This window comes from Nocardioides psychrotolerans, from assembly GCF_943371775.1.
GTDB lineage: Bacteria > Actinomycetota > Actinomycetes > Propionibacteriales > Nocardioidaceae > Nocardioides > Nocardioides psychrotolerans_A.
Genome location: NZ_CALRWD010000092.1, coordinates 1 through 17,268, shown reverse-complemented (window position 1 = coordinate 17,268; position 17,268 = coordinate 1). Strand labels below are relative to the sequence as shown.

The 17,268-nt window shown below is 72.4% G+C and carries 22 protein-coding genes and 1 riboswitch; of the genes, 13 read left to right on the top strand and 9 right to left on the bottom strand.

The features are described from left to right. Both AAG827_RS19685 and AAG827_RS19680 read left to right on the top strand, forming a co-directional pair. Positions 1 to 737: alkaline phosphatase D family protein (locus AAG827_RS19685; RefSeq protein ID WP_341927917.1), on the top strand; the 737-nt coding region annotated here is incomplete at its 5' end. A gap of 115 nt (positions 738 to 852) precedes the next feature. Further along, positions 853 to 2,325 (top strand): MDR family MFS transporter, encoded by a 1,473-nt coding sequence (locus tag AAG827_RS19680; RefSeq protein WP_341927916.1) that lies wholly within the window; start codon positions 853 to 855, stop codon positions 2,323 to 2,325. Between the two features lie 28 nt (positions 2,326 to 2,353). Here AAG827_RS19680 and AAG827_RS19675 read toward each other — a convergent pair whose 3' ends face one another. After that, on the bottom strand, positions 2,354 to 2,833 hold the full coding sequence (locus AAG827_RS19675) for a universal stress protein (RefSeq protein ID WP_341927915.1): 480 nt from the start codon (positions 2,831 to 2,833) through the stop codon (positions 2,354 to 2,356). 93 nt (positions 2,834 to 2,926) lie between these two features. On the opposite strand from AAG827_RS19675, the gene AAG827_RS19670 reads away from it, so the two are divergent. Next, positions 2,927 to 3,607, top strand: coding sequence for a SprT-like domain-containing protein (locus tag AAG827_RS19670; protein WP_341927914.1), 681 nt, complete (start codon positions 2,927 to 2,929; stop codon positions 3,605 to 3,607). Between the two features lie 158 nt (positions 3,608 to 3,765). Beyond that, positions 3,766 to 3,829, top strand: a riboswitch (guanidine-III (ykkC-III) riboswitch). A 10-nt stretch (positions 3,830 to 3,839) separates the two neighbouring features. Beyond that, entirely contained in the window at positions 3,840 to 4,154 is a 315-nt protein-coding gene (locus tag AAG827_RS19665; protein ID WP_341927913.1) for an SMR family transporter, read from the top strand. Between the two features lie 27 nt (positions 4,155 to 4,181). On the opposite strand, the gene AAG827_RS19660 is transcribed toward AAG827_RS19665, so the two are convergent. The 3 genes from AAG827_RS19660 to AAG827_RS19650 form a co-directional block, all read right to left on the bottom strand. Continuing rightward, entirely contained in the window at positions 4,182 to 4,847 is a 666-nt protein-coding gene (locus AAG827_RS19660; RefSeq protein WP_341927912.1) for a hypothetical protein, read from the bottom strand. Positions 4,848 to 4,887: 40 nt separating this feature from the next. After that, positions 4,888 to 5,295, bottom strand: a complete 408-nt coding sequence (locus AAG827_RS19655) for a VOC family protein (protein WP_341927911.1) — start codon at positions 5,293 to 5,295, stop codon at positions 4,888 to 4,890. Between the two features lie 100 nt (positions 5,296 to 5,395). After that, positions 5,396 to 5,956, bottom strand: coding sequence for a hypothetical protein (locus tag AAG827_RS19650; protein WP_341927910.1), 561 nt, complete (start codon positions 5,954 to 5,956; stop codon positions 5,396 to 5,398). 94 nt (positions 5,957 to 6,050) lie between these two features. Here AAG827_RS19650 and AAG827_RS19645 point away from each other — a divergent pair, with 94 nt between their 5' ends. The 5 genes from AAG827_RS19645 to AAG827_RS19625 are packed head-to-tail and all read left to right on the top strand — an operon-like array spanning position 6,051 to position 10,888. Next, positions 6,051 to 8,738: a class F sortase gene (locus tag AAG827_RS19645; protein ID WP_341927909.1), complete on the top strand. Its 2,688-nt coding sequence runs from the start codon at positions 6,051 to 6,053 to the stop codon at positions 8,736 to 8,738. A gap of 42 nt (positions 8,739 to 8,780) precedes the next feature. Beyond that, positions 8,781 to 9,584 (top strand): hypothetical protein, encoded by an 804-nt coding sequence (locus AAG827_RS19640; RefSeq protein WP_341927908.1) that lies wholly within the window; start codon positions 8,781 to 8,783, stop codon positions 9,582 to 9,584. Beyond that, a complete protein-coding gene (locus AAG827_RS19635; RefSeq protein WP_341927907.1) occupies positions 9,581 to 9,925 on the top strand; it encodes a TraR/DksA C4-type zinc finger protein in 345 nt (114 codons plus the stop codon). Before AAG827_RS19640 ends, AAG827_RS19635 begins: the two co-directional genes overlap by 4 nt. 28 nt (positions 9,926 to 9,953) lie before the next feature. Further along, positions 9,954 to 10,196, top strand: coding sequence for a DUF2945 domain-containing protein (locus AAG827_RS19630; RefSeq protein WP_341927906.1), 243 nt, complete (start codon positions 9,954 to 9,956; stop codon positions 10,194 to 10,196). Positions 10,197 to 10,198: 2 nt separating this feature from the next. Further along, positions 10,199 to 10,888, top strand: coding sequence for an alpha/beta hydrolase (locus AAG827_RS19625; protein WP_341927905.1), 690 nt, complete (start codon positions 10,199 to 10,201; stop codon positions 10,886 to 10,888). Here the strand turns inward: AAG827_RS19625 and AAG827_RS19620 are convergent. After that, positions 10,872 to 11,492 (bottom strand): hypothetical protein, encoded by a 621-nt coding sequence (locus AAG827_RS19620; RefSeq protein ID WP_341927904.1) that lies wholly within the window; start codon positions 11,490 to 11,492, stop codon positions 10,872 to 10,874. The genes AAG827_RS19625 and AAG827_RS19620 overlap by 17 nt on opposite strands. An 18-nt stretch (positions 11,493 to 11,510) precedes the next feature. Between AAG827_RS19620 and AAG827_RS19615 the strand changes: the two genes are divergently transcribed. Together AAG827_RS19615 and AAG827_RS19610 are read left to right on the top strand one after the other, a co-directional pair. Continuing rightward, entirely contained in the window at positions 11,511 to 11,669 is a 159-nt protein-coding gene (locus tag AAG827_RS19615; RefSeq protein WP_341927903.1) for a hypothetical protein, read from the top strand. 10 nt (positions 11,670 to 11,679) lie between these two features. After that, entirely contained in the window at positions 11,680 to 12,588 is a 909-nt protein-coding gene (locus tag AAG827_RS19610; RefSeq protein WP_341927902.1) for a DUF1707 domain-containing protein, read from the top strand. A gap of 16 nt (positions 12,589 to 12,604) precedes the next feature. Here the strand turns inward: AAG827_RS19610 and AAG827_RS19605 are convergent, their stop codons facing one another. Then, positions 12,605 to 13,273, bottom strand: a complete 669-nt coding sequence (locus AAG827_RS19605; protein WP_341927901.1) for a hypothetical protein — start codon at positions 13,271 to 13,273, stop codon at positions 12,605 to 12,607. After that, positions 13,270 to 13,686: a hypothetical protein gene (locus tag AAG827_RS19600; protein ID WP_341927900.1), complete on the bottom strand. Its 417-nt coding sequence runs from the start codon at positions 13,684 to 13,686 to the stop codon at positions 13,270 to 13,272. Before AAG827_RS19600 ends, AAG827_RS19605 begins: the two co-directional genes overlap by 4 nt. 108 nt (positions 13,687 to 13,794) lie before the next feature. Between AAG827_RS19600 and AAG827_RS19595 the strand changes: the two genes are divergently transcribed. After that, entirely contained in the window at positions 13,795 to 14,127 is a 333-nt protein-coding gene (locus tag AAG827_RS19595; protein WP_341927899.1) for a hypothetical protein, read from the top strand. Here AAG827_RS19595 and glgA read toward each other — a convergent pair. After that, a complete protein-coding gene (gene glgA / locus AAG827_RS19590; RefSeq protein WP_341927898.1) occupies positions 14,109 to 15,296 on the bottom strand; it encodes a glycogen synthase in 1,188 nt (395 codons plus the stop codon). The two genes, AAG827_RS19595 and glgA, sit on opposite strands and share 19 nt — an antisense overlap. Positions 15,297 to 15,337: 41 nt before the next feature. Here glgA and glgC point away from each other — a divergent pair, with 41 nt between their 5' ends. Then, on the top strand, positions 15,338 to 16,579 hold the full coding sequence (glgC, locus tag AAG827_RS19585) for a glucose-1-phosphate adenylyltransferase (RefSeq protein ID WP_341927897.1): 1,242 nt from the start codon (positions 15,338 to 15,340) through the stop codon (positions 16,577 to 16,579). On the opposite strand, the gene AAG827_RS19580 is transcribed toward glgC, so the two are convergent. Then, positions 16,576 to 17,175, bottom strand: a complete 600-nt coding sequence (locus AAG827_RS19580; protein WP_341927896.1) for a mismatch-specific DNA-glycosylase — start codon at positions 17,173 to 17,175, stop codon at positions 16,576 to 16,578. The genes glgC and AAG827_RS19580 overlap by 4 nt on opposite strands. Between the last annotated feature and the right edge of the window lie 93 nt (positions 17,176 to 17,268).

Here is a 17,268-nt window from a genome sequence, read left to right as displayed (position 1 = left end):
CGTGGCAGGAGCACATGCCGATCGCCGACCCGCGCGCCCACCGTCCCGATCGCGGGCGCGACCGGGGCTTCGCGCCCGCGCGGATCTACCGCAAGGTGGCGCGCGGCCCGCAGCTCGACGTCTTCTGCCTCGACATGCGCACCTTCAAGGACCCCAACACCGCCGGGCTCGAGGCAGAGGGGACCAACATCCTGGGCCAGGAGCAGGTCGACTGGCTGGTCCGTGAGCTCGACCGCTCGACGGCCACGTGGAAGGTCATCTCCGCCGACATGCCGCTCGGTGTCGTCGTGCCCGACGGCCCGGTCAACCAAGAGAGCCTGGCCAACCGCGACCCCGGTGCCCCGCTCGGCAAGGAGCTCGAGATCGCGCACGTGCTCTCCGAGATCAAGCGCCGCGGGATCCGCAACACGGTGTGGATCACCGCGGACGTGCACTACTGCGCGGCGCACCGCTATGACCCGACGCGGGCCGGCTTCACCGACTTCGAGCCGTTCTGGGAGTTCGTCGCCGGGCCGATCGCGGCCGGCACCTTCGGGCCCAACGACCTCGACGGCACCTTCGGCCCCGAGGTGGTCTTCAGCAAGACCGCCGCCACCCCCACCGAGTCGCCGCGCAAGGGCAACCAGTTCTTCGGGCACGCCGCCATCGCGACCGACGGGCGGCTCACGATGAGCCTGCGCGACCTCACCGGCGCGGTGCTCTGGAGCACCGACCTGGAGCCCGACGCCAGGCGCTGACCGGGCGCTGGTCGGGCGCTGGTCGGGGGAAAGGCTTCGCTCGATGTCGGTGGCGAATCGTAGGGTGGGCGCCGCTCGCCGATGAGTTCCGCGTCGACAGGAAGTCCAACCCCACATGCTCGCTCCCACCGGCCAGACCGACCCCGCCGCGCCCGCTGCGCCCGCCGACTACGGCGTGCTGCGCTGGCTGGTCGCAGCGACCTTCATCGTCATCCTCAACGAGACGATCATGATCAACGCCGTCCCGCGGCTCATGGTCGAGCTCGACGTCGACGCGCGGGCGGCCCAGTGGTTGACCACGTCGTTCATGCTGACGATGGCCGTGGTGATCCCGGTGACGGGCTGGTTCCTCCAGCGCGTGCGCACCCGCACGGCCTTCGGCACCGCGATGGCGGTCTTCTGCGTCGGCACGCTGCTCGCCGCGCTGGCGCCGAGCTTCGCGGTGCTGCTCGTGGCGCGGATCATCCAGGCGGCCGGCACCGCGGTGATGATGCCGCTGCTCATGACGACGCTGATGACGGTCGTCGCCGAGCAGGACCGCGGTCGCATCATGGGCAACGTGACGCTGGCGATGTCCGTCGCCCCCGCGATGGGGCCGGCCGTGTCCGGCGTGATCCTCGAGGCGGCGTCGTGGCGCTGGATGTTCGGCCTGGTGCTGCCCGTCGCTGCTGCGATCGCGGTGGTCGGCCTGCGCCGGCTCCCCGACGTCGGTGAGCCCGTGGCCTCCTCGCTCGACTGGCTCAGCGTCGCGCTCGCCGCCGGCGGCTTCGGGCCGCTGGTCTACGGCCTCAGCCAGCTCGGTGCCGACGGCGGCCCGACGTACGTCCCGTTCCTGACGCTTGGCCTCGGCGTCGCCCTGGTGGTCGCCTTCGTGCTGCGCCAGCTGCAGCTCCAGCGCGGCGGCACGCCGTTGCTCGACCTGCGCACGCTGACCCACCGGACCTACGCCCTCGCGCTGGTGCTGATGTCGATCGCCTTCATGGCGATGCTCGGCTCGATGATCCTGCTCCCGCTCTACCTCCAGGGCGTGCGCGGCCTGAGCGAGCTCCAGGCCGGCCTCCTGGTGATGCCGGGCGGTCTCGCGATGGGGCTGCTCGGACCGACGGTCGGGCGGCTCTTCGACCGTGTCGGCGGGCGGCCGCTGGTCATCCCCGGAGCGATCGGGGTCCTGGTGGCGCTGGCCTCGCTCACCCGGGTCGACGTCGACAGCTCCCTGTGGCCGATCCTCGGCGCCCACGTGCTGCTGATGGTGTCGCTGGCCGCGATCTTCACGCCCGTCTTCACCCTCGGCCTCGGGGCGCTGCCACCCCCTCTCTACTCCCACGGCAGCTCGCTGCTCGGCACGCTCCAGCAGGTCGCGGCCGCCGTCGGCACGGCCGTCGTCGTCACCGTCATGGCCTCGCGCCAGGACAGCCTGCTCGAGGGTGGCCGAGCGCCGCTCGAGGCGCTCGTGGGCGGCATGCGCTGGGGCTTCGGCGTCGGCGCGGTCCTGGCCGTGCTCGTCGTGGTGGTCGCGCTCGCGATGCCCGGTCGGCCGCGGGTCGTCGACCTCGACGATGCCGAGGTCGAGGAGCCGTCGGTCGTCTGACCGGACTCACGCGCGGGTCACTCGCGGGTCACTCGCGGGGGAGCGACCGCTCGATCTGCGCGTCCTTGCGGTGGCGCACGACGACCACGGGGCACGACGCGTGGCGGGTGACCTGGTCGCTCGTCGACCCGAGCGCCAGCCCGCGGAAGCCACCGAGCCCACGCGCGCCGACGACGACGAGGTCGGCGACCTCCGCGCAGTCCAGCAGGGCGTTGGCGGACGGGCCGCGCTTGGCGATGTAGGCGACCTCGACCTCGGGGAAGTCGGCCACAACCGCCGCGCAGTCGGCCTCGATCGCCTTCACGACGGCCGCCTCGAAGTCCTCCAGCGGCGGCACGTAGCCGACCGTCTGGGTCTCCGGACGCGGCGCGGTCGCCATCGTCCACCCGCGGACGACCTGGAGCCGGCTGCCCGTGACGCGGGCCTGCTGGAGGGCCCAGCGCAGGGCGGGCTCGCCCGCGTCGGAGCCGTCGTTGCCGAGCACGATGAGGGGCTTCTCAGTGGTCATGGCCTCATCCTCGCACCTGCGCGGAGCGCCTCGGACCGATGTCGGCGGTCCTTCCTAGGATTGAGGTGCACCGATGGTCGAGGGAGGTACGACGTGCAGCTCACCGCCGCAGCCCGCCTGGGTCGCGCCCTGCTCGACGAGCACGGTCTCCACGACTGGGAGCTGGTCTTCGACCGCGCCAAGCGGCGTGCCGGGATCTGCCGCGAGACCACCCGGCAGATTGGTCTCTCCGCGCCGCTGACCGAGCTGCACTCCGAGGCGGACGTGCGCGACACGATCCTCCACGAGGTCGCCCATGCGCTGGTCGGAGCGCGGCACGGCCACGACCGGGTGTGGAAGGCGACCGCCCGCCGCATCGGCTGCAGCGCCGAGCGGTGCATGTCGCCCGACACCCCGTCCGTCGACGGGGCCTGGGTCGGGCTGTGCAGCGCCGGGCACCGGGTCACCCGCCACCGCCGCCCCGAGCGCCCGCTGACCTGCAAGCTCTGCTCCGGCACGTTCGACGTGGCCCACCTCTTCACCTGGACCCACCGCGGCCGCACCGTCGCCATGACCCCCGGTTACGACGCCCACCTGCGCCGGATCCTCCAGCCGCCCGCTGCCGGGCCGCTCGGGCCTCCGGCGCGGGTCGGCGAGCCGATGCGGGTGACCGCGCAGGGGCGCTACGAAGGCGTTGTCGGCACCCTGGTCAAGCGCGGTCGCACGCGCTACCACCTCAGGATCCGCGACGGCGTCCTCACCGTGCCGTTCGCGATGGCGGAGCGGGTCGGGTAGTCGGCTCAGGGTCTGCACGCGCCCGGCCGACTTCCCACGACGACACGCCACCCACCACGGGGTGTGCACCGTGGGAAGTGGCGGTTCGTCCGCATACCTTGATGGAGCGGACGACAGCCGTCGACGTGCCCTCATCCCCACCCGAAGCTATGATCGAGCCAGAGCCCGACGAGGCTCCCGGACGATGGGTGCCGTACCCGGCTCGCGACAAGACGGCCCAGAGGAGTCGCCGGTGTCGTGGTTCGTTCTCGTGATCTCAGGCGTGCTCGAGGCGGTCTGGGCGACCGCGCTGGGTCGCTCCGAGGGATTCACCCGACTCGTTCCGAGCGTGACCTTCGCGGCAGCGCTGCTGGGGAGCATGGCGGGGCTGGCCTGGGCCATGCGCACCCTCCCGGTCGGCACGTCGTACGCCGTGTGGGTGGGCATCGGCGCGACCCTCACCGTCGCCTATGCGATGGCGAGCGGGGAGGAGTCGGTGTCGGTGCTCAAGGTGCTGCTGCTCGTGGGACTCGTCGGCTGCGTGACCGGCCTCAAGCTCCTGCACTGAGCCCCACTGGGCCCACACGCACGACGATCAGTAGCTGTCCTGGATCGTGATCGTGTCGTAGTCGGTCGGGATCGGGTCGATGCCGTAGCACTCGACCGGCACGATCTGGCCCACGCTGGCCTGGTCGGAAGAGCAGGTCGCGGTGGCCAGCACCTCGTTGCCGCGGATGAAGCGCAGGTCGGCGAGGAGCGAGTCGGGCTCGTCTCGGTTGTTCTCGAACTTCAGGTCGAGGACCTCGATCTCGCCGAACTCGTCGGGCCCGACGCTCCACCCCGCCTGGTAGTCGAAGCCGTAGACGCTGAACGGCTGACCGGCCCGGATCTCCAGCGGGTTGTCGGCGCCCCCGGGCAGCTGGTCGTTGGCCTCGATGTCCTCGATCACGTTGTCGACCTCGTTGGCCGCGAGACCCACCAGCGCCACGCAGCCGCCGAAGAACAGCACGAAGACGCCGGCCAGCACGAGCAGCACGTTGCGGACCGTGTGGTTGGGCTTCTGCGGCGCATAGCCGTAGGGCGTCTGCGGATAGCCCTGCCCGTAACCCGGTTGCCCGTAGCCGGGCTGCCCGTAGCCGGGCTGGCCGTATGTCTGCTGCCCGTAGGCCGGCTGCGGCTGCTGCGGCGCCGTGGACACCCAGGTCCGACCGTCCCAGCGCCAGTGGCCGTCCTCGCTGATCGTGCCCGGGGGAGTCTCCATGCCGAGACGTTCTCACGCCCCGGGCCCGATCGGCTGGAGGTCAGCCCTGCTGGTTGATGTTGACCAGCCAGGTGATGCCGAAGCGGTCGGCGGTCTGGCCGAAGAGGTCGCCCCACATCTGCTTCTCGAGCGGCACGTGCACCTCGCCGCCCTCGGCGAGCGCCTCGAACCAGCCGCGCAGCTCGGCCTCGTCGTCGCCGCTGAGCGAGAGGTTCACGGTCTCGCCCTTCGTGAGGGTCATGTCCGGCGGCGTGTCCGAGGCCATCAGCGTGAAGCCGTTCGGCGCGGTGAGCTGGGCGTGCATGATGTGGCCGGCGGTGTCGCCCTCCATCCCCATGTCGCCGAAGGTCATCAGGGTGAGCTCGCCGCCGAAGAGCGACTGGTAGAACTCCATCGCCTCGCGCGCAGTGGCCTCGAAGTGCAGGTAGGGGTTGAGCAGGGCGGCCATCGTGGCTCCTCAGGTCGGGTCGGGTCGGGTGGTCCTTCAGGTGCTCCGACCCGGGACGCCCGGAGAACTCATCGGTCGCGATCGTAGGCCCGGCCCCGGGTCAGCCCTCGCGCATCGCCGCGAGCTCGTCGGCGACCGCGTCGTAGCGGTCGTGCGGCAGCCCGAGCCGGCGCCGGACGCGGGCACGACCCTCGACGCACATCTCCTCGAGGGTGTCGAGGTCCTCGTCGGGGTCGACGTTGGACAGCGGCAGGGTGAACCAGCGGTGCGCCTTCTTCGGCTGGTCCGCCCGCTCCAGGCACTCGCCGACGAAGTGGCAGGTGGCGGTGGTGACCAGGTCCTTGCGGAAGTCGGCGAGCAGCTGGCCGAGCAACGTCTCGGCCTCCGCGGTGTCGTCCTCGCGCAGCGCGATGGCCAGCTCGATCGCGCGGACGCTCAGCACGCCCTCGTCGGGACCGTCCGCCACCTCGGCGAGCAGCTCGCGGGCATGGGCGATCTCGTCGCGCATGACCCAGTGCTCGGCGGCCGCCTTGAGGAACATCACGCGTCCGTGCTCACCGACCGGGATCGACCGTCCGACCCGCTCGTGGGCCTCGGCCTTGTCTGCGCGAGCGCCGAACTCGATCTCGTCGAAGAGGTTCTCGGCGTCATAGGTGTCCACGGCGTGCACGCTAGCGGCACCCCGATCAGGCGGTCGTCCACAGGCGCGCAGATCGTGGTTTTCCCGGCGCGCTGGAGCGGCAACGGTGCTCGTCATGTCGCTCCCACGCCACCTCCGTCCCCTCGTCCACGCCCTCCTCGCCCTGGGCCTCGTCCTGTCGACGGTGGTCCTGGTCCTGCTCCCACCTGGCCGTACGCCGTCAGCCGACGCCGCCACGCGCGTCGCCAAGGGCGCCTGCCGCAGCATCGACCCCAACCTGGTCAACGGCGCCTGCTTGCGCTGGTCGAGCGGGAGAGCGACAGGGCTGACCTGGATCGGCACCTACCGCGCGCCGGATGGCCGGGTGTTCTTCTGCATCGACTTCCTCTATGACTCGCAGCTGCCGCGCAGCGCGCCGACGGTCGGCACCGACCGCATCGTCAACCAGCTGGGGGAGCGGGTCGGAGACCCCGAGGTGGCGGCGCTCAACCACGTGATCTCGACGTGGGCCGGTGGCGGCTCCACCGGCAGCGACGACCGTGACGCCGCGATCGCCCTGATCATCCGCGAGGTCATGGGCGACGGGGTGCGACCCGGCGGGGCCGTGGTCTATCCCCAGGGCCTCGAGGTGGGGGAGCGCGTGCGGCCGCCGATCGGGGGCCTGGGAGGGCCGATCATGCGGCTCGCGCAGGAGATGTGGTCGCAGGCCTCGCGCTTCCGCGGCCCCTACGAGCTGCGCATGGAGAGCCGCAACCAGGGCCCGATGCGCCTCGGCCGCACCCGCACCTACCGGGTGCGCGTCCTCTCCGCGGCGGGGGTGCGCGTGCCCGGGGTCGAGGTGCGCTTCGTCTGCACGGGGCCGATCCGCTGCCCGCGACCCGTGCGGTCCAACGCGCACCGCACCAAGCTGCGCATCAAGCCGCACGACATCGGCCGCTACCGGATCCGCGCCTTCGCCACCGGGCCGGCCGCGGACGGGTTGCTCTACCGCGCCCGGTCCTGGCGCCCGCACGGCGGTCGCACCGCTCGCCCGGTCGGGATCCAGCGCGGCTGGATCGCCCAGGAGAGCCGCACGACCGCGGTCGTCCAGGCCAGCGCCAAGATCCGCAAGGCCCGACCCGAGGTCGTCACCCACACCTCCGAGGCGGTCGTGACGCCCGGGGCCGAGATCCACGACGTGGTCACGGTGAACGGCATGCCCGAGGGCTACGACGCGCAGGTGACGGCGATGCTGTTCGGCCCGTTCGCCGAGCAACCGGGCGTGGGCGACTGCACGCCGACGACCCGGGCCGGCAGCGTCACCTTCACCGTGGCGGGCAACGGCACCTTCACGACGCCGTCTCTGGTCGTGCCCGCGGTGGGCTACTACACGTGGGTCGAGTCGTTGCCCGGTGACGACTTCACCGTGCCGGTGACCACGCGGTGCGGCATCGTCGAGGAGACGACCCGGGTCATCCCCTTCACGCCGACGATCCGCACGACCGCCTCGCAGCAGCGCGCGTTCGTCGGTGACGCGCTGCACGACCGGGTCGTGCTGGGCGGTGTCGAGGACAGCCCCGTCACGATCACGTGGGCGCTGCACGGCCCGCGCGCACCTCGCGACGGCTCGTGCGCCGACCTGGGCTGGCGCTCGGCCGCGGTCGTCGCCAGCGGGGAGATCCTCGCGGAGGGTGACGGGACCTACCGGACACCGTCGACCACGCTGCGCGCCGCCGGTTGCTACACCTACAGCCAGCGGGTCGTCGCCACCGCACTCACGAGCGAGGCGGTGAGCCCGCCGGGCCTGGAGACGGAGACGGCGCTCGCGCTCCGTCGTACGCCCCGGGTGAGCACGGTCGCCTCCGACCAGCACGCGTTGACCGGCGAGCGGATCTCCGACACCGTGCGGCTGCGCGGGCTCGGCGCCGACGACCGGGTCACGGTGCGGTGGTGGCTGCACGGACCGCTCGCCCTCCGGGGTGACGGCTCCTGCGACGGGCTCGACTGGCGGGGCGCACCGGTCGCCGACCGTGGCGAGCTGGTGGCCCGCGGCAACGGCACGCACGAGACCCGGTCCACGCTGCTCGAGGTCGGCGGTTGCTACACCTACAGCGAGCGGCTGCCCGCGACCGCCTCGACCGAGGCTGCGAGCACGCAGCCGGGCGTGCCCGTGGAGACGGCGCTCGTCACCCGGCCGGTCACTCCCTACGTGCCCGAGGTGCCCTCCGGGCCCGGCTCCGGCGACCTCCACGGCCTCGGCTCCGCTGCCCTGCTCGGCGGTGCCGCGCTCGAGCCCGAGGCGACGGTGCCGACCCGACGTGCCGAGCCGCGCTACCTGCGTCGTCACTACCGCGCCCCGGTCTCCTCGGCGAGACGTCAGCCGGCCGGTCGGCTCAGCATCCCGAGCGTCGGCATCGCCGCACCCGTCGACGGCGTCGGTCTCGACCGCGGCGCGATGGCGATCCCCGACGACGAGCGACGCCTCGGGTGGCTGGCCACGACCTCATCGGCCCGCGACCTGCTCGGCGCCAGCGTCCTCTCCGGCCACGTCTCCGACCGCCACGACCGGCCTGGGGCCCTGTGGCGCCTGAGGAAGGTGCGCGTCGGCGACGTGGTCAGCTGGACGGCGACGGACGGCACCGCCCACCGCTTCGTCGTACGCCGCCTCCAGCGCTTCGCCCGCACCCGCGGGCTGCCGGCCGAGCTCTTCCGCACCGACGGCCCCCACGTCCTGCACCTCGTCACCTGCACCAGCAGGAGACGCACCTCGGGGGGCTTCCACTACGCCGACAACCTCGTCGTGACGGCGGTGCAGGTGAGCTGAGGGGGTGCTGTGGGCTGGGTCACCGTGGCATCGTGGGCAGGGATGACTGACGACGACCCGAAGCTAGAGATCGACTGGGTCAAGACGGCTGCCGGAGCACTGGCGGCCGTCTCGACCGCGGTCCTGCTGTCCACCCTCGGCGCGGTCGGCACCCTCATCGGCGCAGCCCTGGGCAGCGTCGCGGTGACCGTGACGAGCCAGCTCTACGCGCAGGGCCTCGCGCGCAGCAGGCGCTCCCTGGCCAAGGCCCAGGAGACCGCGCTGCTCAAGGTCGGGATCGCCCAGGCGGAGGTGCGCCGCGCCGGTCGCCGCCAGGGCGACGACCTTGCCGTCGAGGCTCATCTCGACATGGCCGACGAACGCCTCGGCGAGGCGAAGGCCGACCTCGACGACGCGGCTGCCGCACCACCCACCCTGCGCGAGCGTCTGGTGGTGCTGCCGTGGAAGCGGATCGCGGCCCTGACCGCGGCCACGTTCCTCGTCGTCCTGCTCGCGATCGCCTCCTTCGAGGCGCTCACCGGCCGCAGCGTGTCGTCCTACACCGGTGGCAGCGGCAAGGACTCCAGCTCGACCTTCACCGGCGGGGGTTCCTCGTCCTCCGACGACGACGAGCAGCGGCCGGACCGCCAGCCGAGCGACGGCGCCACCGAGCCGACCCAGGACCCGACCGACGGCGCCAGCGACGAGCCGACGGAGGACCCCTCCGACGTGCCCAGCGAGGACCCCTCGGCGACCCCGACCGAGGAGCCGACGGAGCCGGTGGACCCGACACCGACCGACCCGCTGCCCACCGACGTCGATCCCACGCTGCCTGCGCCGACGCCCACGCCCACGCCCTCCCCGTGACCGACGGCGACGGCGAGACCAGGGCGAGGCTCGAGGCCGAGCGACGACGCACCGCGAGCCGCCTGGCCAGCCTGCGCGGCGACTTCGACGCCGTGGTCGCCGCCTCGCGCGACACCAACGCCGACGACGAGCACGATCCCGAGGGCGCCACCATCGCCTTCGAGCGCTCGCAGGTCGACGCGCTCGTGCACCAGGCGGTCGCCCACCTCGCCGAGGTCGACGCCGCCCTGGCCCGGCTCGACGCCGGCACCTACGGCACCTGTGAGGTCTGCGGTCGGTCGATCCCGGCCGGGCGGCTCGAGGCCCGACCGATGGCGCGCACGTGCGTGGGCTGCGCCTGAACGCAGCGACGATGGGTACTGGCCAGCCATGAGCGAGAAGAAGCTGTCGAAGGGCGACCGGGTCGAGTGGGAGAGCCACGGGGGCACGGCCGTGGGCAAGGTGGAGAAGAAGATCACCTCCGACACCCACGCCGCCAAGCGCGACGTGAAGGCCTCGCCCGACGACCCGCAGTACCTCGTGAAGAGCGACAAGAGCGGCGGCGAGGCCGTCCACAAGCCGTCGGCGCTGACCAGGACGTCGAAGAAGAAGACGAAGAAGGAGAAGCGCTGAGCGTGGAAGCCACCCCCCGGCTGATCCCCGTCCGCGAGCCCGAGGGTGCGACGGCCGTGGTGCTCGTCCTGCACGGCGGAGCCACGCGCGGCCAGCAGATGATGGTCAGCCCGACCCAGCTCTCGGTGCTCCGGATGATCCCCACCGCGCGCCGGGTCGCGCGGGAGGGGCGGGGTCAGCTGGCGGTCTACCGGCTCCTCAACTCCTTCCGGGGCTGGGACTCGGTGCACACCCCCGTGCGCGACGTGGTCTGGGCGATCAGCCAGGTCCGGGCCGACTACGCCGACCTTCCCGTCGGGCTCGTCGGACACTCCCTCGGCGGCCGCGCGGCCCTGCTGGCCGGTGACCGGTCGCGGGTCGAGTCGGTGGTCGCCCTCAACCCGTGGGTCTACCCCGACGACGACGCGGACCTCTCGGGTCGCCGCGTGCTCGTGGTCCACGGCGACGCCGATCGGATCGCCCCGATCTCCCGTGCCCGGGTGGTCGCGGAGCGTCTCGCGCGGCGGGCGTCGCTGGGCTTCATCACCGTCCCCGGCGGCAAGCACGCGATGCTCAGCCAGGGCCGGTCCTTCGACCGCTATGCCGCCGAGTTCACGGCCGCGTCCTTGCTGCGCACCGTGCCGTCTGGCGCACTCTCCGAGCCCGTGCGCCGGGTGATCGGCGGCGAGGAGTGGGTCACGGCCGGGGCATGACGACCTCGATCTCGTCGCCGAGCGTCGCCCCGCGCCCCAGCTCCATCTCGTCGCCGGACCAGAACGTGCCGGGGTCGTAGAAGTTGGTGGGGCGGGAGCCGTCGAGCAGTCCCATGGCCTGGTAGGTCGCGGCCACCACCTCCGCGCAGTAGGTGAGCTCGGCGGGTGCGGGGCGTCGCACGCGACCACGCGCCCACCGACCGATCAGCTTGGCGGTCGCGGGGAAGGGGGTGCCGTCGAGCCGCGCCACCGTCCGCAGCACGGCCGCCTCCATCTCCGGCGTGACGTCGCCGTCGAGCTGGCGCAGCCAGGCGCGCTGCTCGTAGCGACCGCACCACTGCTCGACGGCACCCCGCAGGTCGTGGAGCTGCACCCCGCGGTGGTGGTCTCCGGTCCACACGTCGAGGAGCCCCTTGCCGAGCTCGGCGTGCCACATGAGCGGCGGCAGGTCGTCGATGACGATCGCCATGCCGACGTGGTTGACGGGCGCGTTGGTCAGGACGCGGATAGCGTGGTCGGCGGCCGAGTGGCCACGGAAGAGCCAGAGGTCCCCGGTGCGGGTCAGGTCGACCGCAGCATCGAGGGTCAGGCGTGAGGTGTGCACGATGAAGGAGTCCTGTCGATGAAGCTGTGGAAGGTGCTCGGGATCGCGGGGCTGACGGGGGTCGCCGCCACCGGGGCCATCATCGCCCGGGAGCAGCGCAAGCGCGCGCAGGTGACGCCCGACGACGTACGACGTCGGCTGCACGAGCGGCTCGCCGAGACCGACCGCGAGGGCTAGCCTGACCCCCGTGGACCGAGTCAGCGACGGCGAGCGCAACGCAGCGATCACGGCTGTCGAGGCGGCCCTGACCGAGGGCCGGATCGTGCAGGCCGACCGGGACCGCCGCGTCGACCAGCTCCGGCACGCGCAGACGGCGAGCGAGCTGCAGATGATCACCCAGGACCTCGCGCACCGCGAGGCGGCGCCGGCCTGGACGACCTACGAGCCTCCGCGGGCGGGTGCCAGCAGCGAGACGCCTCCCGCGCCGCAGGTCACCTACGGCCCACCGCAGGACCAGCTGGTGTCGGCGCAGGTGACGCAGATGTACGGCTCGAAGCCGGCGGGTGCGTCGAAGGCCCTGATCCTCGTCCCGATCATCTTCTTCCTCGTCATGGCGATCGGGGCGGGCGCGGTGATCCTCAGCGTGATCGGCAACGCCACCGACAGCTCGGAGGAGACCTTCGAGGGATTCGACCCCTTCGACGGGTTCGAGGAGCCGGGACAGGCCGTCCCGCCGGACCTGTTCAGCCCGGGCGGCTTCCAGGACCTGCTCGACGCGCTGCGCGCCGAGACCGGGGGGTCGGCGGTGTTCGAGGCGGTGCTCTACGAGGAGTACGCCGTGACGTCGGCGCCCGCCGAGCCTCAGGGCAGGCGGGCCATCAGCTACTACTTCGACGGCGAGCTGAGCGAGAGCACCAAGAGCACCTCGTCCTACGACCGCTTCGACCTCTCGACGATCGACCCCGCGGTCCTGGCCCGGCTGGTCCGCAAGGTGCGGATGCTGATCGAGGACCCGACGAGCGCCTACGTCATCGTGCGCAAGCCGGAGCAGGGCTCGACGACCTGGCTGGCGGCCTATGCCTCCAACGAGTTCGGGGAGTCCGGCTATCTGCGGGCGGAGAAGGACGGCACGGTCGTCGACCGGTCCGTCAGCTGACCCAGGACGCGTCAGGTCAGGGGAGCGCGTAGAGGTAGCGGCTGGTCGGCACCAGGTCGATGTCGCGGTCGGCGCCGATGCGGGTGACGCTGCCCATGAGCAGGTCGAGGCGCCGGGAGAGCTCGGCGTCGTCGCCGCCGCTGCCGTAGAACGCGTGCATGTCGGTCATGCCCTCGATCGGGAACAGCTCCTCGACCAGCGCGTGCTTGTCCGGCGCGTCGGGGGTGACGGCGGCGACCACGACGTTCTGGACGTAGCCGAAGGTCGCCTGGGTCGCGATCGCGATCGGGGTGTGGTCCACGAGCCAGCGGTGCAGCCACTCCTCGTGGGTCAGCTCGTCGGGCCGGCGCAGCACCGCCACGTTGGCGAGCCCCGCGCCACGGGTGCCGTCCCAGGTCTCGGGCGGCTCGATCGGCCGCCGCTCCTCGACCTCCCAGCCGGCGACACGGCCGGCCACGGCCTCGAGCGCCGAGACCACTACGGCCGCGGGGCCGCTCGTCCAGACGCTGACGACCGCCCCGATCGCGTCCCCCGTCGGGATGCGCATCGCCGGCGCGACGTGCTCGTCGTCGACGTTGACCTGCACTCGCTCGGCGCCGGCGGCTGCCAGCGTGGCTCGCAGGTCGGGGGAGTGCAGGGCAACGGACAGGTCGTCGCCCGACAGGACGAACATCAGCTTGGTCACGCAGCCGAACCTAGGGCATCGAGCGGCACCGGGTGCAGCATCACGTCGTTGGCGACGTGCACCACCTCGTGCCGCACGCCGGCCAGCCGGCACGCGGCGTAGAGCGCGGTCGCCCACCTCCGGTCAGCGGCACTGACGCCGTCGCGTCCGGGGCGCGTGCGCAGGAAGGCGACGCGGCCGTCGGGGACCGTCTCGGTCGTCAGCAGCCGGAGCAGCTCGGCGAGGCTGGTCTGCATCGACTCGTCGAGCGGCTCCTCGGACTCGGTGATCTCCATGATCATCGGCGTCGTCGTGCCGTCGGGCTCGAGCAGGACCAGCCACACGCTGTGGCCGCCGAAGCCGAGCGGCCCCATGAGGGTGCGCCAGGCCTGCTCGAGGTCGGACTGGGTCTGGATCTTCATCTGGAGGGTCATGTCCCCGACGATCCCCCGATCCGGGCGATCGCGCGACCGCTCCTCCACAGGCCCGTCACCCGGAGGCGAGGCGCTCGTTGACCCACCATGACCCCGAGGAGCCAGCGCGTGGCGATCGAGCCGCCGCTGACGCCGCTCGAGGTCGAGGAGCTCGCGGGCTTCCACCCGGACGGCACCGCCGTACGACGGATCCGGGCCGGGCAGCCCAGCCCACGCTCTCCCTGGGCACCGACCAGCGACGGCCGGCACCTCGTGCTCGACGACGCCATCGACGGGCACGCCGCGGTCACCGTCTCGGGGTGGCTGCGCTTCCTCACCCAGGTCCCGCTGCGCGGCCGTCACCGCTTCGTCGGCGAGGTGGTCGTCAACGACGTCCGCGTCGTCACGGTGCAGGGTCAGCTGGTCAACGAGCGGATCCTGCGTCACAGGACCGAGCGGTAGATCCCCACGGTGCGCTCGGCGATCGCCGGCCAGCCGAAGTGCTCCACGGCGCGCTGCCGACCGGCGACACCCATGGCCGCCGCCCGTGCGGGGTCGGCGACGACCTCGTTGAGCGCGGCGGCGAAGTCACGCACGTAGCCGACGGGATCCAGCGGCGTGCCCGTGCCGTCGGTGGCCTGCTCGATCGGGACCAGCAGCCCGGTCCCGCCGGGCACGACGACCTCGGGGATGCCGCCGGTGGCGGTCGCGACGACGGCCGTCTCGCAGGCCATCGCCTCGAGGTTGACGATGCCGAGGGGCTCGTAGATCGAGGGGCAGGCAAAGGCCGTGGCCGCGGTCAGCAGCGCCACGACGTCGGGGCGCGGCAGCATCTCGCGGATCCACACGACGCCCGACCGCTCGGCGGCCAGCGTCGCCACGAGGCCCTCCACCTCGGCCGCGATCTCGGGGGTGTCGGGTGCTCCGGCGCAGAGCACGATCTGCACCTCGGGCGGCAGCTGCGCGACGGCGCGCAGGAAGAGCGGCAGGCCCTTCTGACGGGTGATCCGGCCGACGAAGACGACCGAGGGTCGGTCGGGGTCGACGCCGAGCTCGCGCACGCGGTCGGGCGCCACGATCGGCGACCACTGCTCGGTGTCGATGCCGTTGTGGACCACGTGCACCTTCGCCGGGTCGACGGCGGGGTAGGAGGCCAGCACGTCGTCGCGCATCGCTGCTGACACCGCGATCACCGCGGCCGCAGCCTCGTAGGACGTGCGCTCCACCCACGACGACACCGCGTAGCCACCGCCGAGCTGCTCGGCCTTCCACGGCCGCAGCGGCTCCAGCGAGTGCGCCGAGACGACGTGGGGGATGCCGTGCAGCAGGGACGCCACGTGGCCGGCCATGTTGGCGTACCAGGTGTGGGAGTGCACCAGGTCGGCCCCGCCGACCGCGTCGGCGATCGCCAGGTCGACCCCGAGGGTCTGCAGCGCGGCGTTGGCGCCGGCGAGCTCGACCAGGTCGGCGTACGACGACGTGCCGGCCTCGGCGCGCGGGCCGCCGAAGGCGTGCACCCGGGCATCGACGTCGGCGCGGGCGCGCAACGCGCGCACCAGCTCGGTCACGTGGACCCCGGCCCCTCCGTAGACGGACGGCGGATACTCCTTGGACACCACATCGACGCGCACGACGCTCACCCTAGGCCCCACCGTCCGGCTAGGGTCCAGACATGAGTGCAGCGTCGCGCAAGAAGGTCCTGGCCATCGTCCTCGCGGGTGGGGAGGGCAAGCGGCTGATGCCGCTCACGGCCGACCGCGCCAAGCCCGCCGTGCCGTTCGCCGGCATCTACCGGTTGATCGACTTCGCGCTGTCCAACGTCGTCAACTCCGGCTACCTCCAGGTCGTCGTGCTCACGCAGTACAAGTCCCACAGCCTCGACCGGCACGTCACCCAGACCTGGCGGATGTCGACGATGCTCGGCAACTACGTCACGCCCGTGCCGGCGCAGCAGCGGGTGGGCAAGCACTGGTACCTCGGCAGCGCTGACGCGATCTTCCAGTCCCTCAACCTGCTCAAGGACGAGAAGCCCGACATCGTCGTCGTGGTCGGTGCCGACCACGTCTACCGCATGGACTTCTCGCAGATGGTGCAGCAGCACGTCGAGAGCGACGCGACCTGCACCGTCGCCGCGATCCGCCAGCCGATCGGCCTCGCCGACCAGTTCGGCGTGATCGACGTGCACCCCGACGACCCGTCGCGGATCCGCGAGTTCCTCGAGAAGCCGACCGACCCGATCGGCCTGCCCGACAGCCCCGGCGAGGTGCTCGCCTCCATGGGCAACTACGTCTTCGACGCCGACGCGCTGATCGAGGCCGTCACCCGCGACGCGACGACGGCCGGCTCCAAGCACGACATGGGCGGCGACATCGTGCCGTCCTTCGTGCGCCGCAACCTGGCGGGTGTCTACGACTACAAGGACAACGTCGTCCCCGGCGCGACCGACCGCGACCGGGGCTACTGGCGCGACGTCGGGACGCTCGGCTCCTACTACGCCGCCCAGATGGACGTCGTCTCGCCGCTGCCGGTCTTCAACCTCTACAACTTCGACTGGCCGATCTACACCTCCTACGGCCCGCAGCCCCCGGCCAAGGTCGTGCAGGGCGCGGACGGCGTCGACTCCACCGTCGACGAGGCGCTGCTCTCGCCGGGCGTCGTCGTCAGCGGCGCCAAGGTGACCCGCTCGGTGCTCTCGCCCGGCGTGCGGGTCGAGCCGGGCGCGGTCGTGGAGGGCTCGGTCCTGCTCAACGGCGTGCGGGTCGGCTCCGGCGCCGTCGTGCGCAACGCGATCCTGGACAAGAACGTCGTCGTGCCGCCCGGTGGCCAGATCGGCGTCGACCTCGAGGCCGACCAGGCGCGCGGTTTCGTCGTCGAGGACGGGCTCACCGTGCTGGGCAAGGACCAGGAGTTCTAGGACGCTGCGATGATCCCCGCGACCCGCGCCGGCGCCGCGTAGGCCTCGGCGAGCGACGCCACGGTCTCGTGCGCGTTGAGCCCGCTGGGGTTGGGCACCACCCACAGCTCGGCCCCCTCGAAGGGCTCCGGCTGCCGCCCGAGCACGGCCTTGGGCCTGCCGAACGCCGTGCGGTAGGCCGTGATGCCGGCGACGGCCACCACCGCGGGCGTCGTACGACGGACGAGTGCGGCCAGTGCCTCCCCGCCCTCGCGCAGCTCGTCCTTGCTCAGCTCGGAGGCGCGGGCGGTGGCGCGACGCGCGAGGTTGGAGATGCCGATGCCCCGTGCGCGCAGGTAGTCGCGGTCCTCGTCGGTCATGCCCGCGGCCGGGTCGACCGGCCGCTCGATCACCCCGGCGAGCAGCAGCGCGGGGTAGAACCGGTTGACCGGGTGGGCGAAGTGCGTGCTGGTCGCCGCGGTCCACAGGCCGGGGTTGATGCCGACGAAGAGCAGCCGCAGCTGCTGGTCCTCGGTCCTCGGGAGGAGGTCGGGCACCTCCGCGTCGCGGAAGGACTCCAGCTCGGCGCGGGTGAAGGAGCGCTTGCGGTCGGTCACCGGGCCAGCCTGCCAGCAGCGCTCGGAACCCCGCCCAGCCCGGTAGCGTCCGAACCATCATGAGACGGACACTCGGACCCCTCCTGCTCCTGC